The 22,014-nt window shown below is 39.5% G+C and carries 23 protein-coding genes; 9 read left to right on the top strand and 14 right to left on the bottom strand.

What is annotated here, in order from left to right; all coding sequences use genetic code 11:
* Positions 1-70 precede the first annotated feature (70 nt).
* Positions 71-1,513: an aminotransferase-like domain-containing protein gene (locus tag ACXAE4_RS17020; RefSeq protein WP_098999806.1), complete on the top strand. Its 1,443-nt coding sequence runs from the start codon at positions 71-73 to the stop codon at positions 1,511-1,513.
* Here the strand turns inward: ACXAE4_RS17020 and ACXAE4_RS17025 are convergent.
* The 5 genes from ACXAE4_RS17025 to ACXAE4_RS17045 all read right to left on the bottom strand — a co-directional run bounded on the left by ACXAE4_RS17025 (position 1,504) and on the right by ACXAE4_RS17045 (position 4,999).
* Complete coding sequence (locus ACXAE4_RS17025; protein ID WP_221816750.1) at positions 1,504-2,580, bottom strand: HAMP domain-containing sensor histidine kinase; 1,077 nt, start codon at positions 2,578-2,580, stop codon at positions 1,504-1,506. The genes ACXAE4_RS17020 and ACXAE4_RS17025 overlap by 10 nt on opposite strands.
* On the bottom strand, positions 2,577-3,257 hold the full coding sequence (locus tag ACXAE4_RS17030) for a response regulator transcription factor (RefSeq protein ID WP_028413486.1): 681 nt from the start codon (positions 3,255-3,257) through the stop codon (positions 2,577-2,579). Before ACXAE4_RS17030 ends, ACXAE4_RS17025 begins: the two co-directional genes overlap by 4 nt.
* Positions 3,258-3,268: 11 nt before the next feature.
* Positions 3,269-3,832 carry a class I SAM-dependent methyltransferase gene (locus ACXAE4_RS17035; protein ID WP_028413487.1) on the bottom strand — a complete coding sequence of 188 codons (564 nt, stop codon included), beginning with the start codon at positions 3,830-3,832 and terminating at the stop codon, positions 3,269-3,271.
* A 127-nt stretch (positions 3,833-3,959) separates the two neighbouring features.
* Complete coding sequence (locus ACXAE4_RS17040; protein WP_223546567.1) at positions 3,960-4,136, bottom strand: hypothetical protein; 177 nt, start codon at positions 4,134-4,136, stop codon at positions 3,960-3,962.
* 143 nt (positions 4,137-4,279) lie between these two features.
* A complete protein-coding gene (locus ACXAE4_RS17045) occupies positions 4,280-4,999 on the bottom strand; it encodes an SDR family NAD(P)-dependent oxidoreductase (protein WP_028413488.1) in 720 nt (239 codons plus the stop codon).
* Positions 5,000-5,197: 198 nt separating this feature from the next.
* Between ACXAE4_RS17045 and ACXAE4_RS17050 the strand changes: the two genes are divergently transcribed.
* Together ACXAE4_RS17050 and ACXAE4_RS17055 are read left to right on the top strand one after the other, a co-directional pair.
* Positions 5,198-5,824 carry an FMN-dependent NADH-azoreductase gene (locus tag ACXAE4_RS17050; RefSeq protein WP_028413489.1) on the top strand — a complete coding sequence of 209 codons (627 nt, stop codon included), beginning with the start codon at positions 5,198-5,200 and terminating at the stop codon, positions 5,822-5,824.
* A 66-nt stretch (positions 5,825-5,890) separates the two neighbouring features.
* A complete protein-coding gene (locus tag ACXAE4_RS17055) occupies positions 5,891-6,103 on the top strand; it encodes a hypothetical protein (RefSeq protein ID WP_033578872.1) in 213 nt (70 codons plus the stop codon).
* A 79-nt stretch (positions 6,104-6,182) separates the two neighbouring features.
* Here the strand turns inward: ACXAE4_RS17055 and ACXAE4_RS17060 are convergent, their stop codons facing one another.
* Positions 6,183-6,950 (bottom strand): TrmB family transcriptional regulator, encoded by a 768-nt coding sequence (locus tag ACXAE4_RS17060; RefSeq protein ID WP_047751054.1) that lies wholly within the window; start codon positions 6,948-6,950, stop codon positions 6,183-6,185.
* 126 nt (positions 6,951-7,076) lie between these two features.
* On the opposite strand from ACXAE4_RS17060, the gene ACXAE4_RS17065 reads away from it, so the two are divergent.
* Both ACXAE4_RS17065 and ACXAE4_RS17070 read left to right on the top strand, forming a co-directional pair.
* Positions 7,077-7,850, top strand: coding sequence for a sulfite exporter TauE/SafE family protein (locus ACXAE4_RS17065; protein WP_289578903.1), 774 nt, complete (start codon positions 7,077-7,079; stop codon positions 7,848-7,850).
* 163 nt (positions 7,851-8,013) lie between these two features.
* Complete coding sequence (locus ACXAE4_RS17070) at positions 8,014-8,679, top strand: hypothetical protein (protein WP_228307703.1); 666 nt, start codon at positions 8,014-8,016, stop codon at positions 8,677-8,679.
* A gap of 67 nt (positions 8,680-8,746) precedes the next feature.
* Here the strand turns inward: ACXAE4_RS17070 and ACXAE4_RS17075 are convergent, their stop codons facing one another.
* The 3 genes from ACXAE4_RS17075 to ACXAE4_RS17085 form a co-directional block, all read right to left on the bottom strand.
* Positions 8,747-9,025, bottom strand: coding sequence for a hypothetical protein (locus ACXAE4_RS17075; RefSeq protein ID WP_223260155.1), 279 nt, complete (start codon positions 9,023-9,025; stop codon positions 8,747-8,749).
* A 113-nt stretch (positions 9,026-9,138) separates the two neighbouring features.
* Positions 9,139-10,641 carry an NAD(P)H-hydrate dehydratase gene (locus ACXAE4_RS17080; protein ID WP_475236465.1) on the bottom strand — a complete coding sequence of 501 codons (1,503 nt, stop codon included), beginning with the start codon at positions 10,639-10,641 and terminating at the stop codon, positions 9,139-9,141.
* Positions 10,642-10,652: 11 nt separating this feature from the next.
* Positions 10,653-11,693 carry a C45 family autoproteolytic acyltransferase/hydolase gene (locus ACXAE4_RS17085; protein ID WP_098112557.1) on the bottom strand — a complete coding sequence of 347 codons (1,041 nt, stop codon included), beginning with the start codon at positions 11,691-11,693 and terminating at the stop codon, positions 10,653-10,655.
* 142 nt (positions 11,694-11,835) lie between these two features.
* Between ACXAE4_RS17085 and ACXAE4_RS17090 the strand changes: the two genes are divergently transcribed.
* The 3 genes from ACXAE4_RS17090 (at position 11,836) to ACXAE4_RS17100 (ending at position 14,899) form a co-directional block, all read left to right on the top strand.
* Positions 11,836-13,713 carry a terpene cyclase/mutase family protein gene (locus ACXAE4_RS17090; protein WP_289578902.1) on the top strand — a complete coding sequence of 626 codons (1,878 nt, stop codon included), beginning with the start codon at positions 11,836-11,838 and terminating at the stop codon, positions 13,711-13,713.
* 347 nt (positions 13,714-14,060) lie between these two features.
* The gene (locus tag ACXAE4_RS17095; RefSeq protein ID WP_028413495.1) at positions 14,061-14,603 is read left to right on the top strand and encodes a GNAT family N-acetyltransferase; all 543 of its coding nucleotides are present in this window, start codon (positions 14,061-14,063) and stop codon (positions 14,601-14,603) included.
* A gap of 101 nt (positions 14,604-14,704) precedes the next feature.
* Positions 14,705-14,899: a hypothetical protein gene (locus ACXAE4_RS17100; protein WP_013056879.1), complete on the top strand. Its 195-nt coding sequence runs from the start codon at positions 14,705-14,707 to the stop codon at positions 14,897-14,899.
* Between the two features lies 1 nt (position 14,900).
* On the opposite strand, the gene ACXAE4_RS17105 is transcribed toward ACXAE4_RS17100, so the two are convergent.
* The 4 genes from ACXAE4_RS17105 to ACXAE4_RS17120 form a co-directional block, all read right to left on the bottom strand.
* Positions 14,901-15,686, bottom strand: a complete 786-nt coding sequence (locus tag ACXAE4_RS17105; protein WP_028413496.1) for an ABC transporter ATP-binding protein — start codon at positions 15,684-15,686, stop codon at positions 14,901-14,903.
* 18 nt (positions 15,687-15,704) lie between these two features.
* Positions 15,705-16,187: a GNAT family N-acetyltransferase gene (locus ACXAE4_RS17110; RefSeq protein WP_098112555.1), complete on the bottom strand. Its 483-nt coding sequence runs from the start codon at positions 16,185-16,187 to the stop codon at positions 15,705-15,707.
* A 158-nt stretch (positions 16,188-16,345) separates the two neighbouring features.
* Positions 16,346-16,822 (bottom strand): site-2 protease family protein, encoded by a 477-nt coding sequence (locus tag ACXAE4_RS17115; RefSeq protein WP_028413498.1) that lies wholly within the window; start codon positions 16,820-16,822, stop codon positions 16,346-16,348.
* Positions 16,823-16,969: 147 nt separating this feature from the next.
* Positions 16,970-17,788, bottom strand: a complete 819-nt coding sequence (locus ACXAE4_RS17120) for an AraC family transcriptional regulator (RefSeq protein WP_205827060.1) — start codon at positions 17,786-17,788, stop codon at positions 16,970-16,972.
* Between the two features lie 138 nt (positions 17,789-17,926).
* On the opposite strand from ACXAE4_RS17120, the gene lacZ reads away from it, so the two are divergent.
* Positions 17,927-21,031 (top strand): beta-galactosidase, LacZ type, encoded by a 3,105-nt coding sequence (gene lacZ, locus ACXAE4_RS17125; RefSeq protein ID WP_205664062.1) that lies wholly within the window; start codon positions 17,927-17,929, stop codon positions 21,029-21,031.
* A 36-nt stretch (positions 21,032-21,067) separates the two neighbouring features.
* On the opposite strand, the gene ACXAE4_RS17130 is transcribed toward lacZ, so the two are convergent.
* Entirely contained in the window at positions 21,068-21,979 is a 912-nt protein-coding gene (locus tag ACXAE4_RS17130) for an EamA family transporter (protein ID WP_205664061.1), read from the bottom strand.
* Positions 21,980-22,014 lie beyond the last annotated feature (35 nt).

Below are 22,014 nucleotides of genomic sequence, written 5' to 3' on the forward strand. Positions count from 1 at the left end.
GACGTACCCTGTTGTCTCCATCCAAGTTTTGATTTATAATACCAACCAAATTACAAAAAGGTGGTATCACATGAATTGGATTCCAGATCCGGCTGATAAAAAGCCAATGCACAAACAAATTCAAGAGTATATGAAAGAGAAAATTACAAATGGAGAGTGGCCTATTGGAACGAAAATTCCTTCGCAGCGCCATTTAGCTGCTAGCTTTTCTGTAAATAGAAGCACGGTGGTGACGGCAACCGAAAACTTAATTGCTGAAGGACTTCTCAGTGGAAACAAAGGTGGTGGCACCAAGGTCATCAATAATACGTGGAGCTTACTCGCATCAGGTTCTCAGATGAACTGGAATTCGTATGTAGAAGCAGGAATCTACCAACCAAATTCTCCGATTATCCGCCGTATTAATGAAGCTGAATTTCAACCGGGCATTATTCGTTTAGGTACTGGAGAGTTAGCACCTGACCTGCTTCCTTCCCATCAGCTTTCGGAGCTATTTGGCGGAATGAAACATAGAAGCGTACACTTGGGCTACGAGCCTCCAAAAGGCAACTATGAACTGCGACAAGAGTTAGCCAAGAATTTAAAAGAACGGGGAATTGAAACGTCTCCGTCGTCCATTTTAATTGTATCTGGTTCACTTCAAGCGCTTCAATTAATTTCAATAGGCCTTCTGCCTCCAGGTGCCAATATTTTAGCTGAAAAGCCTTCTTATCTGTATTCTCTACCATTGTTTCAGTCCGCAAAAATGAAACTAATGGGCATTTCGTTAGACAAAGAAGGAATTCATTTATCTTCATTAAAAGACCAGCACGAAAAAGAAAAAGGCACAGTTTTATATACGATACCAAACTTTCATAACCCCACCAATGTGACGATGAGCGAACAAAGGCGTCAAGAGCTGCTTCACCAGTGTGAAAGAATGCATTTACCTATTATTGAAGATGATGCGTACGGAGAGCTTTGGTTTCATTCACCGCCTCCGCTTTCATTAAAAGCTCGAGATAAAAATGGAATGGTTCTTTATTTAGGAACGTTCTCTAAAACATTCAGTCCAGGATTTCGAATTGGATGGATCGTTGGGCCTGAACATGTAATTGAGCGATTGGCCGACCTTAAAATGCAAGTTGATTACGGAGCCAGTTCCTTATCTCAATGGGCAGCTGCTGAAGCTCTAAAAACCGGAATTTATGACAAGCACGTTGCCAGCGTACGCTATAAATTAAAAGAAAAATCTCAGCAAACGCAGGCTATTTTAGAGAAGCATTTAAAAAGGCTTGCTACGTGGAATACTCCGAGCGGAGGTTTTTATTTTTGGCTGACGCTGCATAAGCCTGTTTCGATGCGGAAATTATTTAAGCACTGTCTCCACGAAGGAGTTCTGTTAAATCCAGGCGCATTGTATGATCATGAAACGTCACAGCATATCAGAATATCCTTTTCTTATGCAACTCTTGCAGAATTTGAATACGGCATCAAAACAGTCGCAAAAAGCCTTAAGAATCTTTACAAGTGATTCTTAAGGCTTTCTTGTGTTAACGGCAGCTTTATCAAAAAAGTGAGCTTATTATGCTGACGCTCTGCTCGTATCTTCCCTTGATGCAGCTGAATGATTTGTTTTGCAATAGCCAGTCCTAAACCTGAACCATTTGCGTCCGTTCTTGATTCATCACCTCGATAAAATCGATCAAATAACTTTTCCACCTCAATTTTTTCACTGATGTTAATGCTGTTCCTAAAGGAAATTACCAACGAATCCTCATCAATTTCCTGATTCACCTCTAATATGGAAGGCTTTTTGCTGTACTTCTTGGCATTTTCGAGCAAGTTTTGAAAGACTCTTACCATTTTTTCTACATCAATAAATGCATGCCATTCACAAGCAAAGTTAGTCTGAACGTCAATGCCTTCTCTTTTTAACATCGGCTCGTACTCTCCTATTACCTGCTGAAGCAAACGTTTCATATCCACTTCATTTCGCTGAAGCTGAAAATCCGGACTCGTTAATTTTGTATAGTCAAACAACTCGTCTATTAAATCCGTTAAATAATTTGCTTTTGAATCAACAATATATAAATAGCTATCTAATGTTTCATCGTCCATATTTTCTCTTTTTTTGATTAAATCGAGGTATCCCACAATGGACGTTAAGGGCGTACGCAAATCGTGAGACACGCTGGATATTAGCTCATTTTTTGCTTGTTCGATTTCTCGTTCCCGATCAAACTTTGTACGAAGCTGTGCAGACATTTTGTTAATATTTTGACTCAATTCAGCCAGTTCATCTTTTCCTCGCACATGGATGGTTGCGCCTAAATCTCCATTTGATATTTTTTGAACCTGCTCGGAAATTTCTTTCAGGTAACGAATATGGGAACGAATAAGTACTAAAAAAACAAAAATAAAGACCACAACCGCCATAGAAATAAGCCCAAACGCCAATAGATTATATGCAGAAACATTCATTTTCTCTTCTTGTATATACCTGCTTAAAACAAGCCTAGCAATTAAAATAAAAGTTAAATTGGTGACCAAAAAGCTTATAATCACAGCGAAAAGAAGCTTTACACTTAATTTTCTCATATCCTGTATCCTACGCCCCATATGGTTTTAATATAAATAGGCTTTTTCGGATCATCCTCAATTTTTTCACGAATCTTTGTGATATGAACCATTACGGTACTGTCCGATTTAAACGCGTCTGCTTGCCACACGGCTTCATATATTTTCCCCATGCTCATTACCGTTCCTTTGTTGCGTGCCAGCAGCTCTAAAATATCAAACTCTTTTGGTGTTAAACGAATCTCTTGACCGCGCACAAAGACAAGGCGAGTACTGCGGTTAATTTCCAAATCGCCAATTTGAATAACGTCACGCTCAGCGCGTTCATTGTATTTTTTATAGCGTCTAATTTGTGATTTCACTCGTGCGATGAGTTCGAGTGGGTTAAATGGTTTTGTTAAGTAATCATCTGCTCCTGCTGTTAGACCAGAAATTTTGTCCATATCTTCTGACTTAGCCGAAAGCATAATAATGGGCATATTTTTTTCTTCACGTATTTTAAAAGCAGCGTCGATTCCATTCATCTGCGGCATCATAATATCTAATATAATTAAATCTACTTCTTGTTCCTCTAAAAGCGCTAAGCCAGATACAGCATTAGAAACTTTCAGCGCTTCAAATCCTTCATTTTCTAAGTAAATAGCAATTAAATTACGAATTTGCTCATCATCATCTATAATTAAAATTCTGTCTTTCATTTACAAACTCCTTATATCCCATTCTTTTCGCATGTAAAAATGTATGCGGGAGGAACGTTTCTCCACTCTTTTTCGACTTTAATATGCGGAAAAAACGTGCGAATTAACTCTTTTTTTAAATTTGTATACTGAAACGTAATAAATTTCCCTTCATTAGCTAACACACTTCGCGTGTTTTGTAAAATACCGTCTGACACTTCAGACGCTAAAGAAGCAAAAGGAAGACCTGATAGTACGTAATCCACTTTTGAAATATCATACTGGATCAAGTACTTTTGAACATTTTCAGCCGAGCCGTGTATCACATACACATTTTTTTCATCTCTTACTTGTTCTTTTACTTTTTCGTAAAAATGCCGATTGTATTCGATAAGAAGCAAAGTTGTACAAGCGCTTCGTCTTCTTATCAATTCACGGGTAAAAATTCCGGTTCCTGGCCCGTACTCTACTATACAGGCTGCATGTTCAAAATCAATCCCTTTCACCATTTTTTTCGCTAAGTGCGTAGAACTTGGCAAAAGCGCTCCTACCGTTCGCGGCTGGTGAAAATATTGATACATAAAAGCTAAATTCATTTTCTATTCCTTCTTTCTACTCTTTCTTTCTAGAATAGAAAAAAAATCTAAAGAAACGTTAAGTAAATTTCTTAAGAATTCTTAAGAAAACAAAAAGGAGGATGGGACATAACGGAATTAACCCAATCTAAAGACGAGCAAATTGGATTAATAAACTCATATGGATTGCTCTTGACACCTCTGTTGATTTCCGTGCAAGACTTCGCTTTCCGCGGCCGGCCGATGAGCCTCCTCGTCGCTTACGCGCCTGTGGGGTCTCATCTGTTCCGCTTTTCCCGCAGGAGTCTTCTACCTTGCCCTCCAATCAACAGCTAGAAGCGGTGAAACCAACGTTTATAATAACAGTAAAAAATCCGAATGGTCAGTCAATAATACCGATTGATTATTCGAATTTATCCTTAACTAAAATATTTTTGTCCAGCCTCGATTACTCGTTTAAAAGATAATTTATCGTAAATAACATCCGCTATTTAAATCAAAGGTAGCTCCTGTATAATGTTTTGCTTGAGGACTCAGTAAAAAAAGAACGGTATCTGCCACGTCTTGAGTCGTAACAAAGCTTGGAATCAGCTGATGATCGATGTATTCATTTTTGCGCCACTCTGGAATATTTTTCATCATATCGGTATTTACCATTGTAGGTGCTACGGCATTCACACGGATATAAGGAGAAAAATTCATTGCACAGCTTTTGGTTAATCCTAATATCGCTGCTTTAGACATTCCATATATAGCATCGGAGCTTCCTTCCATTCCTGATACGGACGATATATTAATAATTGCTCCTTCTGTTTCCTTTTCCATTAATAATTCGCCAAAGTATTTGGAGAAATAAATATATCCTTTAATATTAATGTCCATCACAAAATCTATTTCCTTTTCTTCATAATCCAATAAATTTTTCCCTAAATACACGCCTGCATTATTAACTAATCCATATAAATTTTTATCTTTTATTTGATAGAAAAGATTTCTTACGCCCTTCCCTTCTTTAACATCTATTACATACGTTTCAATATGGCCTTTCGTATCTTCAGCTAGCTGTTTCAAAGCTCCTTCATTACTATCACAAGCAATAACTGAATAGCACTTCAACACACACTCTTTTACAATTTCTTTGCCAATTCCAGCACCTGCACCCGTGACGATTACCCATTTTTCTTTCATCTCTACACCTCTTATCTACTTTCTGTTACACATACTTGTTATGTAAATATTCAAACATTCATTATACCATTATTTTCTATATAGACGTCCCTTTCTTACGCTCTTTTTTAGCTTACCTGACAAAGCGCGTATAGTTTTTTATGGGAGTGATAACGATAAGACAGTACATTATTTTAAACAAGAAAGAGATGATAAAACGTGGCAAAAGTACTTTATATTACAGCTCATCCTCACGATGAGTCTCAATCATTCAGTATGGCAACTGGAAAAGCATTTATCGATGCTTACAAAGAGCACAATTCAAGTGACGAAGTTGTACATATTGACCTTTATAAAGAAAATATCCCTCATATTGATGCAGATGTATTTAGCGGCTGGGGCAAACTTCAGTCTGGCTCGGAACTCTCTTCTCATGAACAGGAAAAGGTCAATCGCCTTGCAGAATTGAGCGAACAGTTTGTAGGAGCGGACAAATATGTTTTTGTAACGCCTATGTGGAACTTTTCGTTTCCACCGGTTATGAAAGCTTATTTAGACTCTGTAGCCGTAGCGGGTAAGTCATTTAAATACACGGCCGAAGGTCCGGTTGGACTATTAACAGATAAAAAAGCGCTTCATATTCAAGCACGCGGAGGCATTTATTCTGAAGGTCCTGCAGCTGATATGGAAATGGGGCATCGCTATATTGGAATTATGATGAATTTCTTCGGAGTACCTTCGTTAGACGGCATTTTTGTGGAAGGGCATAATGCAATGCCAGATAAAGCCCAAGAAATTAAAGAAAAAGGAATAGCTGAAGCAAAAAAACTTGCCCAAACTTTTTAATATAAAGAGGCTGTAACAAAAATATTTTGATTGAAGGAGATTCCGAACGAGGACTTGAGACTCTTAATGGAGCATCAACTTTGTTCGGATTTTTCTGTTGGTAAAGTGAACGTAGCTTTCATGCATGGTGGCTGCTTCCAGCAGTTAATTGGAGGGCAAGGCGAAGACTCCTGCGGGAAAAGCGGAACAGATGAGAACCCACAGGCGCGTAAGCGACGAGGAGGCTCATCGTCCGCCCGCGGAAAGCGAAGCCTTGCACGGAAATTAACTGCGATGTAACAAGCCATTCATACTAGATCATTTATCCCGTTTGTTCGTCTTTCGATGGAAGTGATTTCGTTATGTCTAAGTCTCTTTTCTACGCAAAAAAGCTTTCTCTTTCCCTTTCGATCCACCTGTCCATTTCTCGATCACTTTTTTCTACAAGTCTGTTAACGAGGATATCATGCCAAATATAGTTTTCAAGTAAATTAATGTTAACTCCGTTATTGGTATAGTAAGCCATTTCTTTATGACCATAAATCATTTCACTGCTGTCAACAGATATAATAAACCAGTTTTGATTCCCAATATTTTCGGTATAGCTTGTATGGCGGTGCCGGTCAAATTCCTCCATCGCTTCATCTTGTTCAAACACAATTCCTTTTAGTGTGACACTCTCCCTTAGCTGTAATAAAAGAGGCTTCAACTCATTATAAATATCAGGCCAAAGCGAGATGACAATTTTATTTTTTGCTTTTAACAATAGCGACTCACAAAAAGCAAGAATGGCTGTTTCTCCTCTCATCGTCATAACCCGGCTTTCTTCTATAGACTCTGCAGCTTCAAGACGTTTAAGCGTTTCGCTAACGTCTTCATACGTTTCGTTCCATTTTTTCTGCAGCGAATGCAAAAAAGCATCGACGGGCAGCGACGTGTACTGGGTGCCATCATTACTCTCTTCTTTTAACACCATGCCTTTTTCCTCTAGTGTTTGTAAAATATCGTATACACGCGCTCTTGGCACACCTGAATGTTTACTAATGCTATAAGCAGTGGAAGATCCTTTTTTGACAAGCGTCACGTATACTTTTGATTCATACTGATTAAATCCAAGCGACTGCAGCTGCTGAATAATATTTTCCATAAAGGAAACCTCCCTGTTTTTTAAGTTATTTGAAATTTTCATCATTTACATATTTACAACTGCTTTTTATATAGTTACTATTTAAGTAGTCACTATATATATATTATGACATGAGGAAGGTGCTTTATGGAAGAATTAAGTTTACAGATTGTTCTTTTGCTTTTACTCTTTGGTTTTTTAGCTGCATTCATTGACTCCGTAGTGGGCGGAGGCGGTTTAATTTCTACACCCGCTCTTTTATTTTTAGGCCTGCCGCCCGCTGCTGCCTTAGCTACAAATAAATTAGCTGGAACGATGGGCGTATTAACGAGTACCATTCGATTTGTCAAATCCGGAAAAGTCGATTTTCGCGTTGTGGGTAAATGGTTTCCTTTTGTATTTATTGGCTCTTTGGGAGGTTCAATCACCGTTCATTTTCTATCCTCTGCTTTTTTGAAACCTGTTATTTTGATTCTCCTTGTTTTAGTTGCTATTTATACAATCTTCAAAAAAAACTGGGGCACCACGTCCACGTATAAGCCGCTGTCTATTAAGAAACTTATTTTCTTTACTGCACTTATTTTTATTATTGGCTTTTACGATGGATTTTTAGGAGCAGGCACAGGTTCATTTATTTTATTTGCTTTTTTATTTATGGGATTTGATTTCCTGCAGTCAGCAGGCAGCGCAAAATTTTTAAATTTCGGCAGTAATTTAGGTGCTTTGCTTGTATTTCTGTATTTTAATTCTGTTGTATTTTCTTACGGATTAATTATGGGGTTTGCGATGATCGTGGGTTCTTTCGTTGGATCAAACGTCGCTTTATCAAAAGGCGTGACGTACGTCCGAACGCTTTTTATTCTTGTCACTTTAAGCCTTATTAGCAAAAACATATTCGACTATGTAAATCAGTACAAATAGATCAATGGTTTCTTTAGAACTATAACAATAAACCTATATATCTATTAGATTAATAAAACCACCTCTTACTATTTTCTTATTTTTGGGTAAATGTGTAAAAAGACACTAAAATTGTTGTATACTGATCGATGTTGTTTTACATAATTAGAAATATTATACAGAGGTGAACGTTTTGTTTAAGAAATTTAGGTTTTTATGGTTTATTTTGCTGATCTTTGCACTTATTTTTGTCAAAAATACGTTCTTTTCTTCTTCAGAGAACGCCGCTGAGACGCTAGCAACGTCAGATGTTCCACAAGCCGCAGCTACTTTCAAAGAGGGAAACAATCAGCAGGACGGAGTCATTATTCAAAAATATCGCAAACAGCTAGATGCAGCACAGAAAAAAAATGACGAAAAAGCTACTAAAGAAATACAAGAAAAAATTTATGAAGACGGAAGACAGACGGCACTAAACTTTTTACCGCGCAATAAATTTCAAAGAGCTTTTTCTCAGCCTTCGAAAAAATCGGCCGATGACATTTATAACTTTCTAATTGCCCAAGTAGGGTTTGGAGGATATGATTCTCTTTATCAAGAAGCAATAGCCGCAAAAAAAGAAGCAGCTTCTTCTACTGATGAATTAAATATGAGTGGCATTCAAGCTAAAACCGCTGCACTTACATACGGCACACTCGCACAAAGAGAGCAGCTGCTTGTTACAAGTCTTGCCTATGACTTAAGCAGCGTAGGCGTCATTTCTTCCGATACAGCTAAAGGTATTGATAAAAAAGCTACTCATATGCTAGAAGTTAGAAAAGAAGGAATAAATGCCGCGATGCAAGAATAAGCGAAACAGCTCTTTTCTTCTTCCTAATAAAAACGTGTCCGCCTGTTTGGCGAACACGTTTTTTTGTTTAATAAATAATAGCCTGTACGCTCATTATTGTAACGGTTAAAATAAGAATCACGTTTCCTATAATTAACCACGGCTTTGCGCTTCCTCTTCTACCTTTAATAGCCGTGATTAGTCCAGCAATGGGCAATAAAGCCATAATGATGACCCAAATTTTACGAAGAATGCTGGAATCCAAATAAAAACCAAACTGCATCATCGCAAATAACACGACTGTAATAAGGAAGAAAAGTGTAGGCACAGCTAAATGAATGCCTCTTGGTCTCATTGAGTAGTACACAACATCACTTTCTTTCTATGTAAAATCTTACGTAAAATAACGTTATCATTTACACAGAGTTTTGACAACTTTTTGAAGGATTTTGTCAACAAATTTTAATAATCCAGAAGAAATCACTTCTCATTCAGCTGCCCGAAGACTGCCGGAAGTGCAGAAATAACGTCACTTGCTAACATATCTATCATTGTATGCCCCTGATTGAGCAGCACATCCGCTGCTTTTCCATGAACATATACCGCATTGCTGATTGCTTCTTGAAGAGAATCATGCTGCATAATAAAAGCGAGGATGATTCCGGTTAACGTGTCACCCGTTCCACCTTTTGCAAGTCCTGCGTTTCCAGTGGTATTTACGTATTGTTTTCCATCCGGCGTTGTAACGATCGTGTTTGGGCCTTTTAATACAAGATACACACCATTTTCCACTGCGTATTGGCTAGATATCGAAAATCGATTTGCTTCTACTTCTGCGATTGTTGTATCCACGAGTCTAGCCATTTCTCCGGGATGAGGTGTTAAAATCGTTGCGTGTTCTCTTTCTTTTACTTCTTTCATCAAATCCGGCAGATGAAAAAGAGCATCTGCGTCGATTACAACAGAAACGGGCTGTTGAAGTACTTGTTCGACAACTTTCTTTGTTTCTTCCGTTCTCCCAAGCCCTGGTCCAACTGCAATTGCATCGTACTTTGCTTCTTCTAAAGGAATCTCGCCTGCAAAAAAGCCATCTTTGCTTGGGCATGGCTTATACATCACTTCTAACATGTGAGCAGCTGCAATCGCATGAATATCATTCGGAAGCGCAAGCGTTAAGAGCCCTGCTCCGCTTGTGAGTGCTGCTTTTGACGTTAGCATCGGCGCTCCGGGTGTTTGAAGTGAACCTCCTATTACGATTCCTTTTCCATGTGTACCTTTATTGGACGAAGCATTCCGAATGGGAAAAGATTGTTTAATATGCTGAGTTGACCATACCTCTTTAAGGGATGAGCTTTTTCCAATTGCTAGCGGTGGGATACCGATATCTACTACAATCAATTCACCATAGCTTTCTTTGCTCGGGTATGTAAATGCCGTGATCTTTGGCTGCTGAAGCGTAATCGTAGCATCTGCACGTACCGTAAGCTCTTGCTTCTGTTCCATTACTCCACTTGGGACATCGATGCTGTATATGTAAGCCTTAGAGTCGTTTATTTTTTTTATAATGTTATCATAAGGAGATTTGATGCTGCCTTTTACGCCTATACCTAATAAACAATCAATAAGGACCGTATACTTTTTTACAGAGAAGTTGTCTCCCGCCGATTGCCACGCGAATTCAGCATTTTCATAGATGATCATGGCTTTTTTAGCTGCGCCTTTTATTTTCTCCCGTGCAGGAACTACCCAGACGTCAACTTCATAGCCTTTTGACTTCAAAGCACGGGCAATAACAAAGCCGTCTCCTCCGTTGTTTCCCGTTCCTATAAGCAGCCCTATTTTTTCATATTTTTCGATTCGCTCACTCAGCGCGTTTGCAGCAGCCTGTCCGGCATTTTCCATAAGGGACTCTTCACTCATCCCAATTGTATTCGTCATATAATCATCTACTTGATACATCTCTTGATTCGTTACAATTCTCATTATGCTGCTCCTTACTGAAACGGAAATGGTTCGTCTGTATTTACCGTTCCTTTTATTTTCGTTATAGTTAATTGTTCTCCTTTCACCCAATCCTCAAACGAGAAAATAAGAGGTTTTGCTTTTCGTCCAATTCCCACAATGACTTGCAGCGTCTCCGGTACATATGCCACTGTATGAAGCGTTCCAGCAGAATTCCGGTAATCTTCTTTAAAAATACCGTATTCATCTTCATTAAATAAAGAAAAAGCTTCAAGAGGCGATAGCTTTTTTTCAATATGATCTCGAATATGATCGAGCCTTTCCTTTGACTCTACCAAATGATGACGATTTTCTTCGACCAGCTGATTAAAATGGTTCGTACACCCCATCATCGTTCCTCTTTGTACATGAACGCCTCGTCCAGATGCTTCGACTACTGCTCCCTGTCCGCTGCGGTCGTAAATGGAATAATTAAACGCATGACGGTGCGGTGCCCTTTCTAAAATAGCAACAGCCTCTTCTGTCGTTTCACATGTTTCTAAAATAAACCGAGCAAGCGTACAGCAAATAAATCCGTTCGTTTGACGGCGGCGATTAACAAAATGATAGCCAATTGCTAATCCTTTTTCGTTCATTCCATCCATTCGCCCAATCATTCTTGTTCCAAACCCGACGCTTGCATATCCTTCATTTGGCTGAAAAAGCAAAAATCGACCTTCGTACGTTTTCGGATGATAATCGTAATTCCGCACATACACACCGTGCTGCATAAGAGCAGAACATCCCGTTTTCTTCCACTCTTGCTGATACCCGCTGTACTCATGTATGACGTCTTCAAGAGGCCAATCTAAGCCTTCTGCTAAGCCCAATAGCTCGTCCCACAGTCCGGGAGCAAATAAGTCGTAATAATGACGAGCTTCTTTTGCTATCGTTTGATAGCTTCGTAATGAACGTTTTCTTCTTTTTTGATGATTTTCAAACAGCTTTGTTCCTTTATGTGATTCCCCTTGCATTTTACCAAGCTCTCGGTAAGAGCCTCGCCCTTGAATAACTTCTACCTGTATTTCTTTCACTTCTATCACTCCAATTTTCCAGTACCTTTATTGTGCAGCAAGCGCTCTATTCTTTGCAACTTTCTCCTCTCATAGAACGCTCTTCCTTTGAATACAGTTATAAAGAAACAGGTCGAAAGATTGAAAAGCATTATCATAAGAGGTGATCATATTGCTAAAGGAAGTTCAGCTAGAGATTCAGCGAAGAATCGCCTATCTGCGCCCAACACAAAAAAATGACGGGTCATTTCGCTACTGTTTTGAAACAGGCGTTATGCCTGATGCGTTTTTAATTATGCTTCTTCGCACCTTTGATTTAGATAAAGAAGTGTTGATTAAACAATTAACCGAACGGATCGTTTCCCTTCAAAATGAAGATGGTCTTTGGACGTTGTTTGATGATGAAGAACACAACTTATCCGCTACTATTCAAGCTTATACAGCTCTTTTATATTCAGGCTATTACCAAAAAAATGACCGGATTTTGCGAAAAGCAGAAAGATATATTATAGATTCAGGAGGCATTTCTCGCGCTCATTTTCTCACAAGATGGATGCTTTGTGTTAACGGCTTATACGAGTGGCCAAAGCTATTTTACCTCCCGCTTTCTCTTTTGCTCGTGCCTACCTATGTACCGCTTAACTTTTATGAACTAAGCACCTATGCCAGAATTCACTTCGTCCCGATGATGGTAGCTGGAAACAAAAAATTTTCACTTACTTCTAGGCATACACCTTCTCTTTCTCATTTAGATGTAAGAGAGCAGAAACAGGAAGCGGATGAAGTTGCTCAAGAATCACGCGCTTCTATTTTTTTAGTCGACCATTTAAAACAGCTGGCTTCTTTACCTTCTTACATCCACAAGCTTGGTTATCAAGCAGCCGAGCGTTACATGCTAGAAAGACTTGAAAAAGATGGAACACTCTACAGCTACGCAACCTCTACTTTTTTTATGATTTACGGTCTTTTGGCTCTTGGCTATAAAAAAGATTCGTTTGTGGTTCAAAAAGCAATTGACGGTATTTGTTCACTACTTAGTACATGCAGCGGTCGCACGCACGTAGAAAACTCCACGTCAACCGTTTGGGATACCGCCCTGCTATCTTACGCTCTACAAGAAGCAGGTGTACCGCAGCAAGATCCCATGATTAAAGGCACAACTCGTTACTTAAAGAAAAGACAGCATACAAAGCTTGGAGACTGGCAGTTTCATAACCCCAATACAGCGCCTGGAGGCTGGGGATTTTCCGATATTAATACGAATAACCCTGACTTAGACGATACGTCTGCTGCTATTAGAGCTCTTTCTAGAAGAGCGCAAACCGATACAGATTATTTGGAGTCTTGGCAAAGGGGCATTAACTGGCTGTTGTCCATGCAAAACAAAGACGGGGGTTTTGCTGCATTTGAAAAAAATACCGATTCTATTTTATTTACTTATCTGCCGCTTGAAAACGCAAAAGACGCAGCAACGGATCCGGCTACTGCCGATTTAACCGGTCGAGTGCTTGAGTGCCTCGGAAACTTTGCCGGTATGAATAAATCCCACCCTTCGATTAAAGCTGCAGTAAAATGGCTGTTTGATCATCAATTGGATAACGGAAGCTGGTACGGCCGGTGGGGTGTTTGCTACATTTACGGAACGTGGGCCGCTATTACTGGACTCCGTGCTGTAGGAATTTCCGCTTCTGATCCGCGTATCATCAAAGCCATCAATTGGCTCAAAAGCATTCAACAAGAAGACGGCGGATTCGGAGAATCATGCTATAGCGCTTCTTTAAAAAAATATGTGCCACTATCGTTTAGCACTCCTTCTCAAACGGCTTGGGCTCTCGATGCTTTAATGACAATATGTCCATTAAAAGATCGAGCAGTTGAAAAAGGAATTAAATTTTTACTGAATCCAAATCTTACAGAACAGCAAATTCATTATCCCACGGGAATTGGTCTTCCTGGACAATTTTATATTCAGTACCACAGCTACAATGATATTTTTCCTCTTCTTGCACTTGCCCACTACGCAAAAAAACATTCTTCATAAAGGGGTTGAGACATGACGAAATGAATCCAATCTAAAGACGAACATATAGGATACATGAGCTCCTATGGATCGCTTGTGACACGGCAGTTGATTTCCGTGCAAGGCTTCGCTTTCCGCGGGAGTCTTCGCCTTGCCCTCCAATCAACTGCTAGAAAGACTTACACACATGAAACCTATGTTTACCCTAACAAAAAAAACGAACCACGAATCAAACATCTTGATCAATGGTTCGTTTTTCACTTTGTCTAAAATCCTTTTATTCCAGCCTCTTTTTGTACATAAAAGCAGGTTTTTTTAGGAGACAAGTGGAATACCTTTTTAATGTTGGGAAAGAAAGGATGCATCAAATGAATAATGTTTCACCACTTTTAAAAGGAAAAAACGTGATACTAAGAAAACCAAAAGACAGCGATGTACATGACTATCTAGCGTGCAAGCAAACAAAAGAGCTTATTCGTATGTACGGAGGCGATACCCGAAACTTAAAACCTCTTACATTACAAGATGCCAAGCGGCACGTCGAGTACATAAAGTCTCAAAAGCTGAATTGGTGTGTTGAATATCAGCAGCAGTTTGTTGGAGAAGCCCGGCTGACCGTTAACGAGTACGACCGGCGCGCACGGTATGCTATTGGTTTATTCGATTCTTCCGTTTGGAATCAAGGGCTTGGCACTGAAGTTACAAAATTGGTGCTGGCATACGCATTTGAACACCTTCACTTGCACAGAGTCGATTTACGAGTGCTCGAATACAACCATAGAGCCATTGCTTGTTATGAAAAATGCGGTTTTGTAAAAGAAGGAATAGAGCGTGAAGGTGCTTTTATTGAAGAAGCATTTCAGACAGATATTATCATGAGTATACTCGAACAAGAGTATTATCAGCTTTAGAGGAGAGAATCAGCTGTCATCATCGTACTTCTTTAAAAGTTCGTATAGCCCAAGCCTTTTGTGAATAAAGTAACATAACGATATAACCAAAGGAGCCAACGATGACAGCTTATGATTCCTCTTCTTTTGTATTTGTAACCATTGATAAACATGACATTGCTGCTTTTTTACTCATTGATATTATTTGCAGCACCACTATTTATGTAGCATGTAAACATTATCTCCACAATGAGCTTGTTTCCATTGCAAGCAGCGCTCTTTTTCCCATGGTATGTAAGAAGGTTTCTCGACGCTAGCTCAGCTTTTTACCGGTTCTTTTAATGACAGCCAAGTGCGTTCCTTCTGCTGCTGAATCTCTACGGAGTGATTAAAAAATTTAGAAAGATGCGGCTCAGTGAGCTGGTCTTTCGTTTTTCCAGAAGAAAACACTTCTCCTTGGCGCATACAAAGCGTATGGGTAAAGCAAGGCAAAATTTCTTCTACATGGTGAGTAACATAAATAAGCGTAGGAGCATTTGGCTGCTCTGCCATTTTTGCAATCAGCTGAAGAAGCTGTTCTCGGGCCATTATATCTAGACCTGTACATGGCTCATCAAGTATTAAAAGCTTTGGTGAAGCCATAAGAGCTCGAGCAATTAGCACTCGCTGGCGCTCTCCTTGAGAAAGTGTTCCGTAGGCCTGATTTTGTAAATCTTCGCAATTTAGCAGCTTCATTAATTCTATGGCTTGGTTCATATCTTTTTGCTCCACTTGTTCATATAACCCAATAGATGCAAATTTTCCGCTTAAAATCATTTCTACAACCGTATCGTCATCTCGAAACCGCTGTTGAAGCGAAGAGCTTACCCATCCAATTTCTTTTCTGAGCTCAGACAGATTTGTTTCTCCAAATTTCCTTGAAAGAACTTCTACTTCCCCTTTTGTAGGCCAGATATATCCGTTGATGATATTTAAAAGCGTCGTTTTTCCGGAACCATTTAACCCAAGCAAACACCAATGTTCCCCTTTTTCCACTGACCACGACACGCTTTTTAAAATTTCTTTTTCTGCTCGTTTTACCGAAACGTTGTTAATGTTGATCATGCTAACACTCCTTTACTCTCATTTTTCATTATATATACTATAAAAGAATAATGATTTATCCCATTTGTTAACTTGCTTTTCTTTTTTCATGCCAATTCTTTCAGCCACTTTAATCGATGGATAATTGGCCGGATCAATTAATGATATAATCTTCTGAAATTTCAGCGTATGAAGGCCATAATCTAAACAAGCTTTTGCTGCTTCACTCGCATAGCCTTTTCCCCAGCGGCTGCGTAAAAATAAATAGCCAAGCTCCGGGTCTACCTTGCCGTCTACTTTTTGAAGAACCATGCCGCACTGCCCTAGAAACTCTCGATTCTGTTTATCCTCAGCGATCCACATGCTAATGCCATATGTTTGATAATGCTGCTTCATCCATTGAATCCAGCGATATGTGTCTTGTTCATTTTTAGTAGAAGAATAATACTTCATTGCTTCAGCATCTTCAAATATTTTCATTAAATTGCCTGCATCGCTTTCAGCCATAGCTCGCAGCGTCATTCGCTCTGTCTCAATAATCGTATAAATCCTCTCCTTTCTTCCATTCCAACATCTACTATCTTTATTATCCGCTACTATTTTCTTTTCGTAAAGTTTTCCTTTTTTTATTTAAATGAAACAGAAAAAAGGCACCAAAAAAGGCTGCTACACACAGCCCTTTAATCTGGATCACACGTTTTCCCGTACCGTAATACGTTATATATAGCACGTCCATCACTTGCAGATGTTTCTGTATATTGAATTGGCAGCAGTGAAAAAATAACATAATAGACTGAAAAATAAACAAATTGATAGCAAAATATATCTTCAGGCAGAATATTAGCCATAATTAATCCATTTATTATAAAAATAGTAAGTAAATTAAACAGTACACCGCCCGCATACACCACTGCATGGGAAAAGCGACTGTCGTTCTTAAGATTTTCATATTTACAAAACGAGTCTAGAAAATAGACTGACTTAATTTTAAACTTCCCCATTTTAAGAATCGTTTTCCCCCGCCCAATAGTAAAATCGACCTTCCCTCCGAAAATAATTGCCATGACGGAATGCCCCAGCTGATGAACAAATGATACAAGTGGCAATACAAGACAGAATGACCACACAAACTTTGGAAGATCATTTAACCCAAACACGTTTATCCCTCCTTTTTGTTTCTTCTCTCTACTTTTCCTCCCCGTTTTTACTTAAAACTACATTTAAATTCTTTTTTTAAAACTCATACGAAATAACTAGCATCCACATCATTTCTTATAACCTAGATAAAACCCAATGTATGTAACTTATGAAAAATACATTTTCCGAAAAACAGTTGGAGTCACGTTTTCTTGTTCTTTGAAGCGCTTGATAAAATAGCTTGGATGTTCATACCCTACTTGTCTTGCTATATCTTGTACAGAGATTTGGTTGTTTTTAAGCAGCAGTTTCTTTGCTTTTTGAATTCGGACGCGCGTTACGTATTCAAACGGCCGGATACCAAGAGATTGTTGAAAAAGCAAACACGTATACTGCTCCGTTACGTTGAGCTGCTTCGCCAGTACTTCTAGCGTTAACGGCTGATGATAATATTCCTCAATATAGCGAAGGACTGGGTTTAGCTGAGTAATTTGCTGCAAGCGACTTTTGCTTTCTATATATACGCTGTCTTGGCGAAGTTTCAAAATGACGCTATATAGTAGTTCAGAGCACTTCATGGTGCTAGAGGTATGATTTTCTTCTAACAAATTCATTATCTCTTGCAGCATCCTATAAAGGCTTTCAGCATGTGTAAGGACGATTTTTCCGGAATTAATAAATTGAAGAGAAAGCATGATATCATCAATTACACTTCCATTAAAAGAAACCCAGCATACTTGCCATTCGCTCGTAATGGGGTAGTATTCGTGCGGAACATGCGGCGTCAGAAACATCCCTTCATTTTCTTTTATAATATAAACCTCGTCATTTACACGAAGCTCGCCTCTTCCTTTTATACATTGAATCCATTGATAATCAGGAAACTCTCCCTGACGTTTAATATGCGTTTGATGTCTCCAACTTCCAGCGCTTGTAACATAGAATGGGAGTTTCATATCTTCATCTGAAAGAGCCGGAAAGTACATACGGTCCACATTACTTCCTCCTTTTTATGTGAATATAGTTATATTATCATGAAAATAATTAGATTGATAAGGTTTTTAGAAAACGTTATCATTTTCATATAAACTAATAACCTAGTAATCTAGAAATGAGGGATCGACATGTTAAAAACCGGCAAGAAATTTAATTATACAGCACCTGCAAACGGATACCCTGAATGGAATAACAACCCTGAAATTTTTCAATTGAACCGTTCGAAAGCACACGCTTTACTAATGCCTTATCAAACGGTCGAAGAGGCCTTAAAAAATGATAGAAAATCTTCTGTTTACTACCAAAGCTTAAATGGAAGCTGGTACTTTCATTTTGCTGAAAATGCGGATGGCCGCGTCAAAAACTTTTTCGCTCCTGAATTTTCATATAAGAAATGGGACTCTATTTCAGTTCCTTCACACTGGCAGCTGCAAGGATATGACTATCCTCAATATACAAACGTGACATACCCTTGGGTTGAAAACGAAAACCTCGAACCTCCTTTTGCACCGACTAAATATAACCCTGTCGGTCAGTACGTCCGTACTTTTACACCTAAATCAGAATGGGAAAATCAGCCGGTGTACGTCAGCTTCCAAGGCGTCGAATCTGCTTTTTACGTCTGGGTTAACGGTGAGTTTGTTGGATACAGCGAAGACAGCTTTACTCCAGCTGAATTTGATATAACTTCTTATCTTCAAGATGGTGAAAATACGATAGCAGTAGAAGTATATCGCTGGAGTGACGCAAGCTGGCTTGAAGACCAAGATTTTTGGCGAATGAGCGGCATCTTCCGAGATGTGTATCTGTACTCTACTCCACCGGTTCACATCTATGACTTTAGCGTTCGTTCGTCGCTTGATAACAACTACGAAGATGGTGAACTTAGCGTTTCAGCTGATATTTTAAATTACTTTGAGCACGATACTCAAGCTCTAACATTTGAAGCCATGCTGTATGACGCGAATGGCCAAGAAGTACTACAAGCTCCGCTGCAAACAAATGTAAGTGTAAGCGATCAATATACAGCGTCCTTACGTACACACATTAAAAGCCCTGCAAAATGGAGCGCAGAAAGTCCTAATTTGTATACGCTTGTACTCAGCTTAAAGAATGCTGCTGGTTCTATTATCGAAACGGAAAGCTGTAAAGTCGGCTTCCGTACGTTTGAACTAAAGAATGGCCTTATGACAATCAACGGCAAGCGTATTGTACTTCGAGGAGTAAATCGCCACGAATTTGATTCAGTAAAAGGCCGTGCAGGCATCACACGCGAAGACATGATTCACGATATTTTGCTGATGAAACAGCATAATATTAACGCGGTGCGTACATCCCATTACCCTAACGATTCAGTATGGTATGAGCTGTGTGATGAATACGGACTGTACGTAATTGATGAAACCAATTTAGAAACGCACGGAACGTGGACTTATTTACAAGAAGGCGAGCAAAAAGCCGTTCCAGGAAGCAAGCCAGAATGGAAAGAAAACGTACTAGATCGCTGTCGTTCGATGTACGAACGTGACAAAAACCACCCTTCTATTATTATTTGGTCGCTTGGTAATGAATCATTTGGCGGAGAAAACTTTCAGCATATGTATACTTTTTTAAAAGAGAAAGATTCCACGAGACTTGTTCATTATGAAGGAATCTTCCATCACCGCGACTATGATGCTTCTGATATAGAAAGCACGATGTACATTAAGCCAGCAGATGTAGAGCGCTATGCTTTAATGAATCCGAAAAAACCTTATATTCTGTGTGAATACAGTCATGCGATGGGTAATTCTTGCGGAAATCTATACAAATACTGGGAGCTGTTCGATCAATATCCAATCTTGCAAGGCGGTTTTATATGGGACTGGAAAGATCAAGCTCTTCAAACAACAGCAGAAGACGGTACTTCTTACTTAGCTTACGGCGGAGATTTTGGTGATACGCCTAACGACGGCAACTTCTGCGGAAACGGCTTAATCTTTGCTGATGGGACAGCTAGCCCGAAAATTGCAGAAGTAAAAAAATGCTATCAGCCTGTAAAGTGGACAGCAGTCGACGCTTCTAAAGGAAAGTTTGCCGTTCAAAACAAACACCTGTTTACAAACTTGAACGCCTATGATTTTGTTTGGACTGTTGAAAAAAACGGTGAACTACTTGAAAAGCATGCGTCCCTTTTAAATGTAGATCCTGATGGTACAGACGAACTGACGCTTTCTTATCCTTTTTACGAGCAAGAAAACGAAACTGATGAATTTGTTTTAACTCTTTCTATCAGATTATCCAAAGATACAGCCTGGGCTTCAGCTGGATATGAAGTGGCGTACGAACAGTTTGTACTGCCTGCCAAAACCGCTGTACCTTCAGTAAAAGCTGTTTATCCTGCTTTATCAGTTGACCAAAACGAACAAACGCTGACGGTTACAGGAACTAACTTCACGGCTATTTTTGACAAGCAAAAAGGGCAGTTTATCTCTTACAACTATGAGCATACCGAGCTGCTTGCATCGGGTTTCCATCCGAACTTTTGGCGCGCAATCACCGATAATGACCTCGGCAATAAATTGCATGAAAGATGTCAAACGTGGCGTCAAGCAAGTTTAGAGCAGCACGTGAAAAAAGTAAGTGTTCAACCGCAAATTGACTTTGTTATCATTTCGGTTGAGCTAGCTTTAGACATCTCTCTTGCTTCTTGCTATGTAACGTATACGCTATATAACGATGGTGAAATGAAGATTGAACAATCTTTAGCACCTTCTGAGTCAATGCCTGAAATTCCTGAAATTGGGATGCTGTTTACGATGGATGCGGCTTTTGATTCTTTAACATGGTACGGCAGAGGCCCTCATGAAAATTATTGGGATCGTAAAACTGGCGCTAAGCTTGGCCTTCATAAAGGCAGTGTAAAAGAGCAAGTTACACCGTATTTACGCCCTCAAGAATGCGGAAACAAAACGGACGTTAGATGGGCAACTATTACAAACGATCAAGGACGCGGCTTTTTACTAAAAGGTTTGCCAACAGTCGAGCTGAATGCTTTACCTTACTCACCTTTTGAACTGGAGGCTTACGATCATTTTTACAAATTGCCGTTAAGCGATTCCGTAACCGTGCGGGTTAACTACAAGCAAATGGGCGTTGGCGGAGACGACAGCTGGGGAGCTAAAACACATCCTGATTACACACTATACGCCAACCGCTCGTATACAAACACGTTTACGCTAAAACCTCTATAAAAATAAAAAGGACTTTCAAATGAAAGTCCTTTTTACTTATGATGTCACCTCTGGCTTTCGCTGAGAAAGCAAAAATACCGTAGCGATAATAAGAATTGTACCTAGCCACTCCGTCCACCCAAAAGTCACATGAAGCCATAGAACAGAGAGCGCCGCTGCTGACAAAGGCTCTGCTGACGCAAGAACAATGGCTTCAGAAGCGCCAATGTGCTTCAAACTTTCCAAGTAGCAATAAAAGGCAATGAGCGTTCCAAAGATAATCACAAATAGCACCGCACACAGCGACAATAGCGACCACTCACCGGCTATATGCCACGGCGGATGAATAAATGAAAAACTTACGCCGCCTATTACCATTCCCCAGCCTACTACTTCAACTGAGCTCCATTTTGCAAGAAGACGTTTAGGCTGAAGCGTATAAAAAGCAGACGTCACAGCTGCTCCAATCCCCCAAAACAACCCCCATCCTGTAATAGACAGCTCGTTAAAATTTCCGCTTGTTGCAAGAAAAAATGTCCCCGTTATGACGAGCGCAACAAAAATCATTTCTACTTTCACCGGCCACTTTCTTGCTTGCACGGCTAAATAGCCAATAATAAATATTGGCGACGTATATTGAAGCACTGTAGCTGTAGCAGCGTTTCCTGCTTCAATAGCTGCAAAATATGTATACTGCACGCCGAGCATACCGATTACACCAAACAAAAGCAGCGAAGTCCTCTCTTCTTTTGTTTTCCAAATTGCAAAAATATTGCGCTGCTTAGAGGCTATTGCCAAAAGCAGCAATCCAGATACTAACATACGAACGACGACCAGCCACTCTGCGTTAAAACTCTTATGCTGAAATAAATATTGAGCTACCGTGCCAGACACTCCCCACATCGTGGCACCAATGATTACAAGCAGCAGCCCCCACGCTCTTTTAGATGAAGTTTGAACTCCTTCCACTTACCATTCCTTCTCTCTTTTTCATATATATTTAA

It is taken from the genome of Priestia sp. ABM2_011 (genome assembly GCF_056158845.1).

Excerpts from the sequence above, each read along its gene's own strand:
- ACXAE4_RS17110 (WP_098112555.1), bottom strand. The coding sequence starts at position 16,187 with ATGACGCTGCGAGCTATGGCTGAAAGCGATGCAGGCAATTTAATGAAA.
- ACXAE4_RS17030 (WP_028413486.1), bottom strand. The coding sequence starts at position 3,257 with ATGAAAGACAGAATTTTAATTATAGATGATGATGAGCAAATTCGTAAT.
- ACXAE4_RS17055 (WP_033578872.1), top strand. The coding sequence starts at position 5,891 with ATGGAGCATCAACTTTGTTCGGATTTTTCTGTTGGTAAAGTGAACGTA.
- ACXAE4_RS17045 (WP_028413488.1), bottom strand. The coding sequence starts at position 4,999 with ATGAAAGAAAAATGGGTAATCGTCACGGGTGCAGGTGCTGGAATTGGC.
- ACXAE4_RS17080 (WP_475236465.1), bottom strand. The coding sequence starts at position 10,641 with ATGAGAATTGTAACGAATCAAGAGATGTATCAAGTAGATGATTATATG.
- ACXAE4_RS17095 (WP_028413495.1), top strand. The coding sequence starts at position 14,061 with ATGAATAATGTTTCACCACTTTTAAAAGGAAAAAACGTGATACTAAGA.
- ACXAE4_RS17060 (WP_047751054.1), bottom strand. The coding sequence starts at position 6,950 with ATGGAAAATATTATTCAGCAGCTGCAGTCGCTTGGATTTAATCAGTAT.
- ACXAE4_RS17065 (WP_289578903.1), top strand. The coding sequence starts at position 7,077 with ATGGAAGAATTAAGTTTACAGATTGTTCTTTTGCTTTTACTCTTTGGT.
- ACXAE4_RS17025 (WP_221816750.1), bottom strand. The coding sequence starts at position 2,580 with ATGAGAAAATTAAGTGTAAAGCTTCTTTTCGCTGTGATTATAAGCTTT.
- lacZ (WP_205664062.1), top strand. The coding sequence starts at position 17,927 with ATGTTAAAAACCGGCAAGAAATTTAATTATACAGCACCTGCAAACGGA.
- ACXAE4_RS17120 (WP_205827060.1), bottom strand. The coding sequence starts at position 17,788 with ATGTACTTTCCGGCTCTTTCAGATGAAGATATGAAACTCCCATTCTAT.
- ACXAE4_RS17105 (WP_028413496.1), bottom strand. The coding sequence starts at position 15,686 with ATGATCAACATTAACAACGTTTCGGTAAAACGAGCAGAAAAAGAAATT.
- ACXAE4_RS17020 (WP_098999806.1), top strand. The coding sequence starts at position 71 with ATGAATTGGATTCCAGATCCGGCTGATAAAAAGCCAATGCACAAACAA.
- ACXAE4_RS17100 (WP_013056879.1), top strand. The coding sequence starts at position 14,705 with ATGACAGCTTATGATTCCTCTTCTTTTGTATTTGTAACCATTGATAAA.
- ACXAE4_RS17035 (WP_028413487.1), bottom strand. The coding sequence starts at position 3,832 with ATGAATTTAGCTTTTATGTATCAATATTTTCACCAGCCGCGAACGGTA.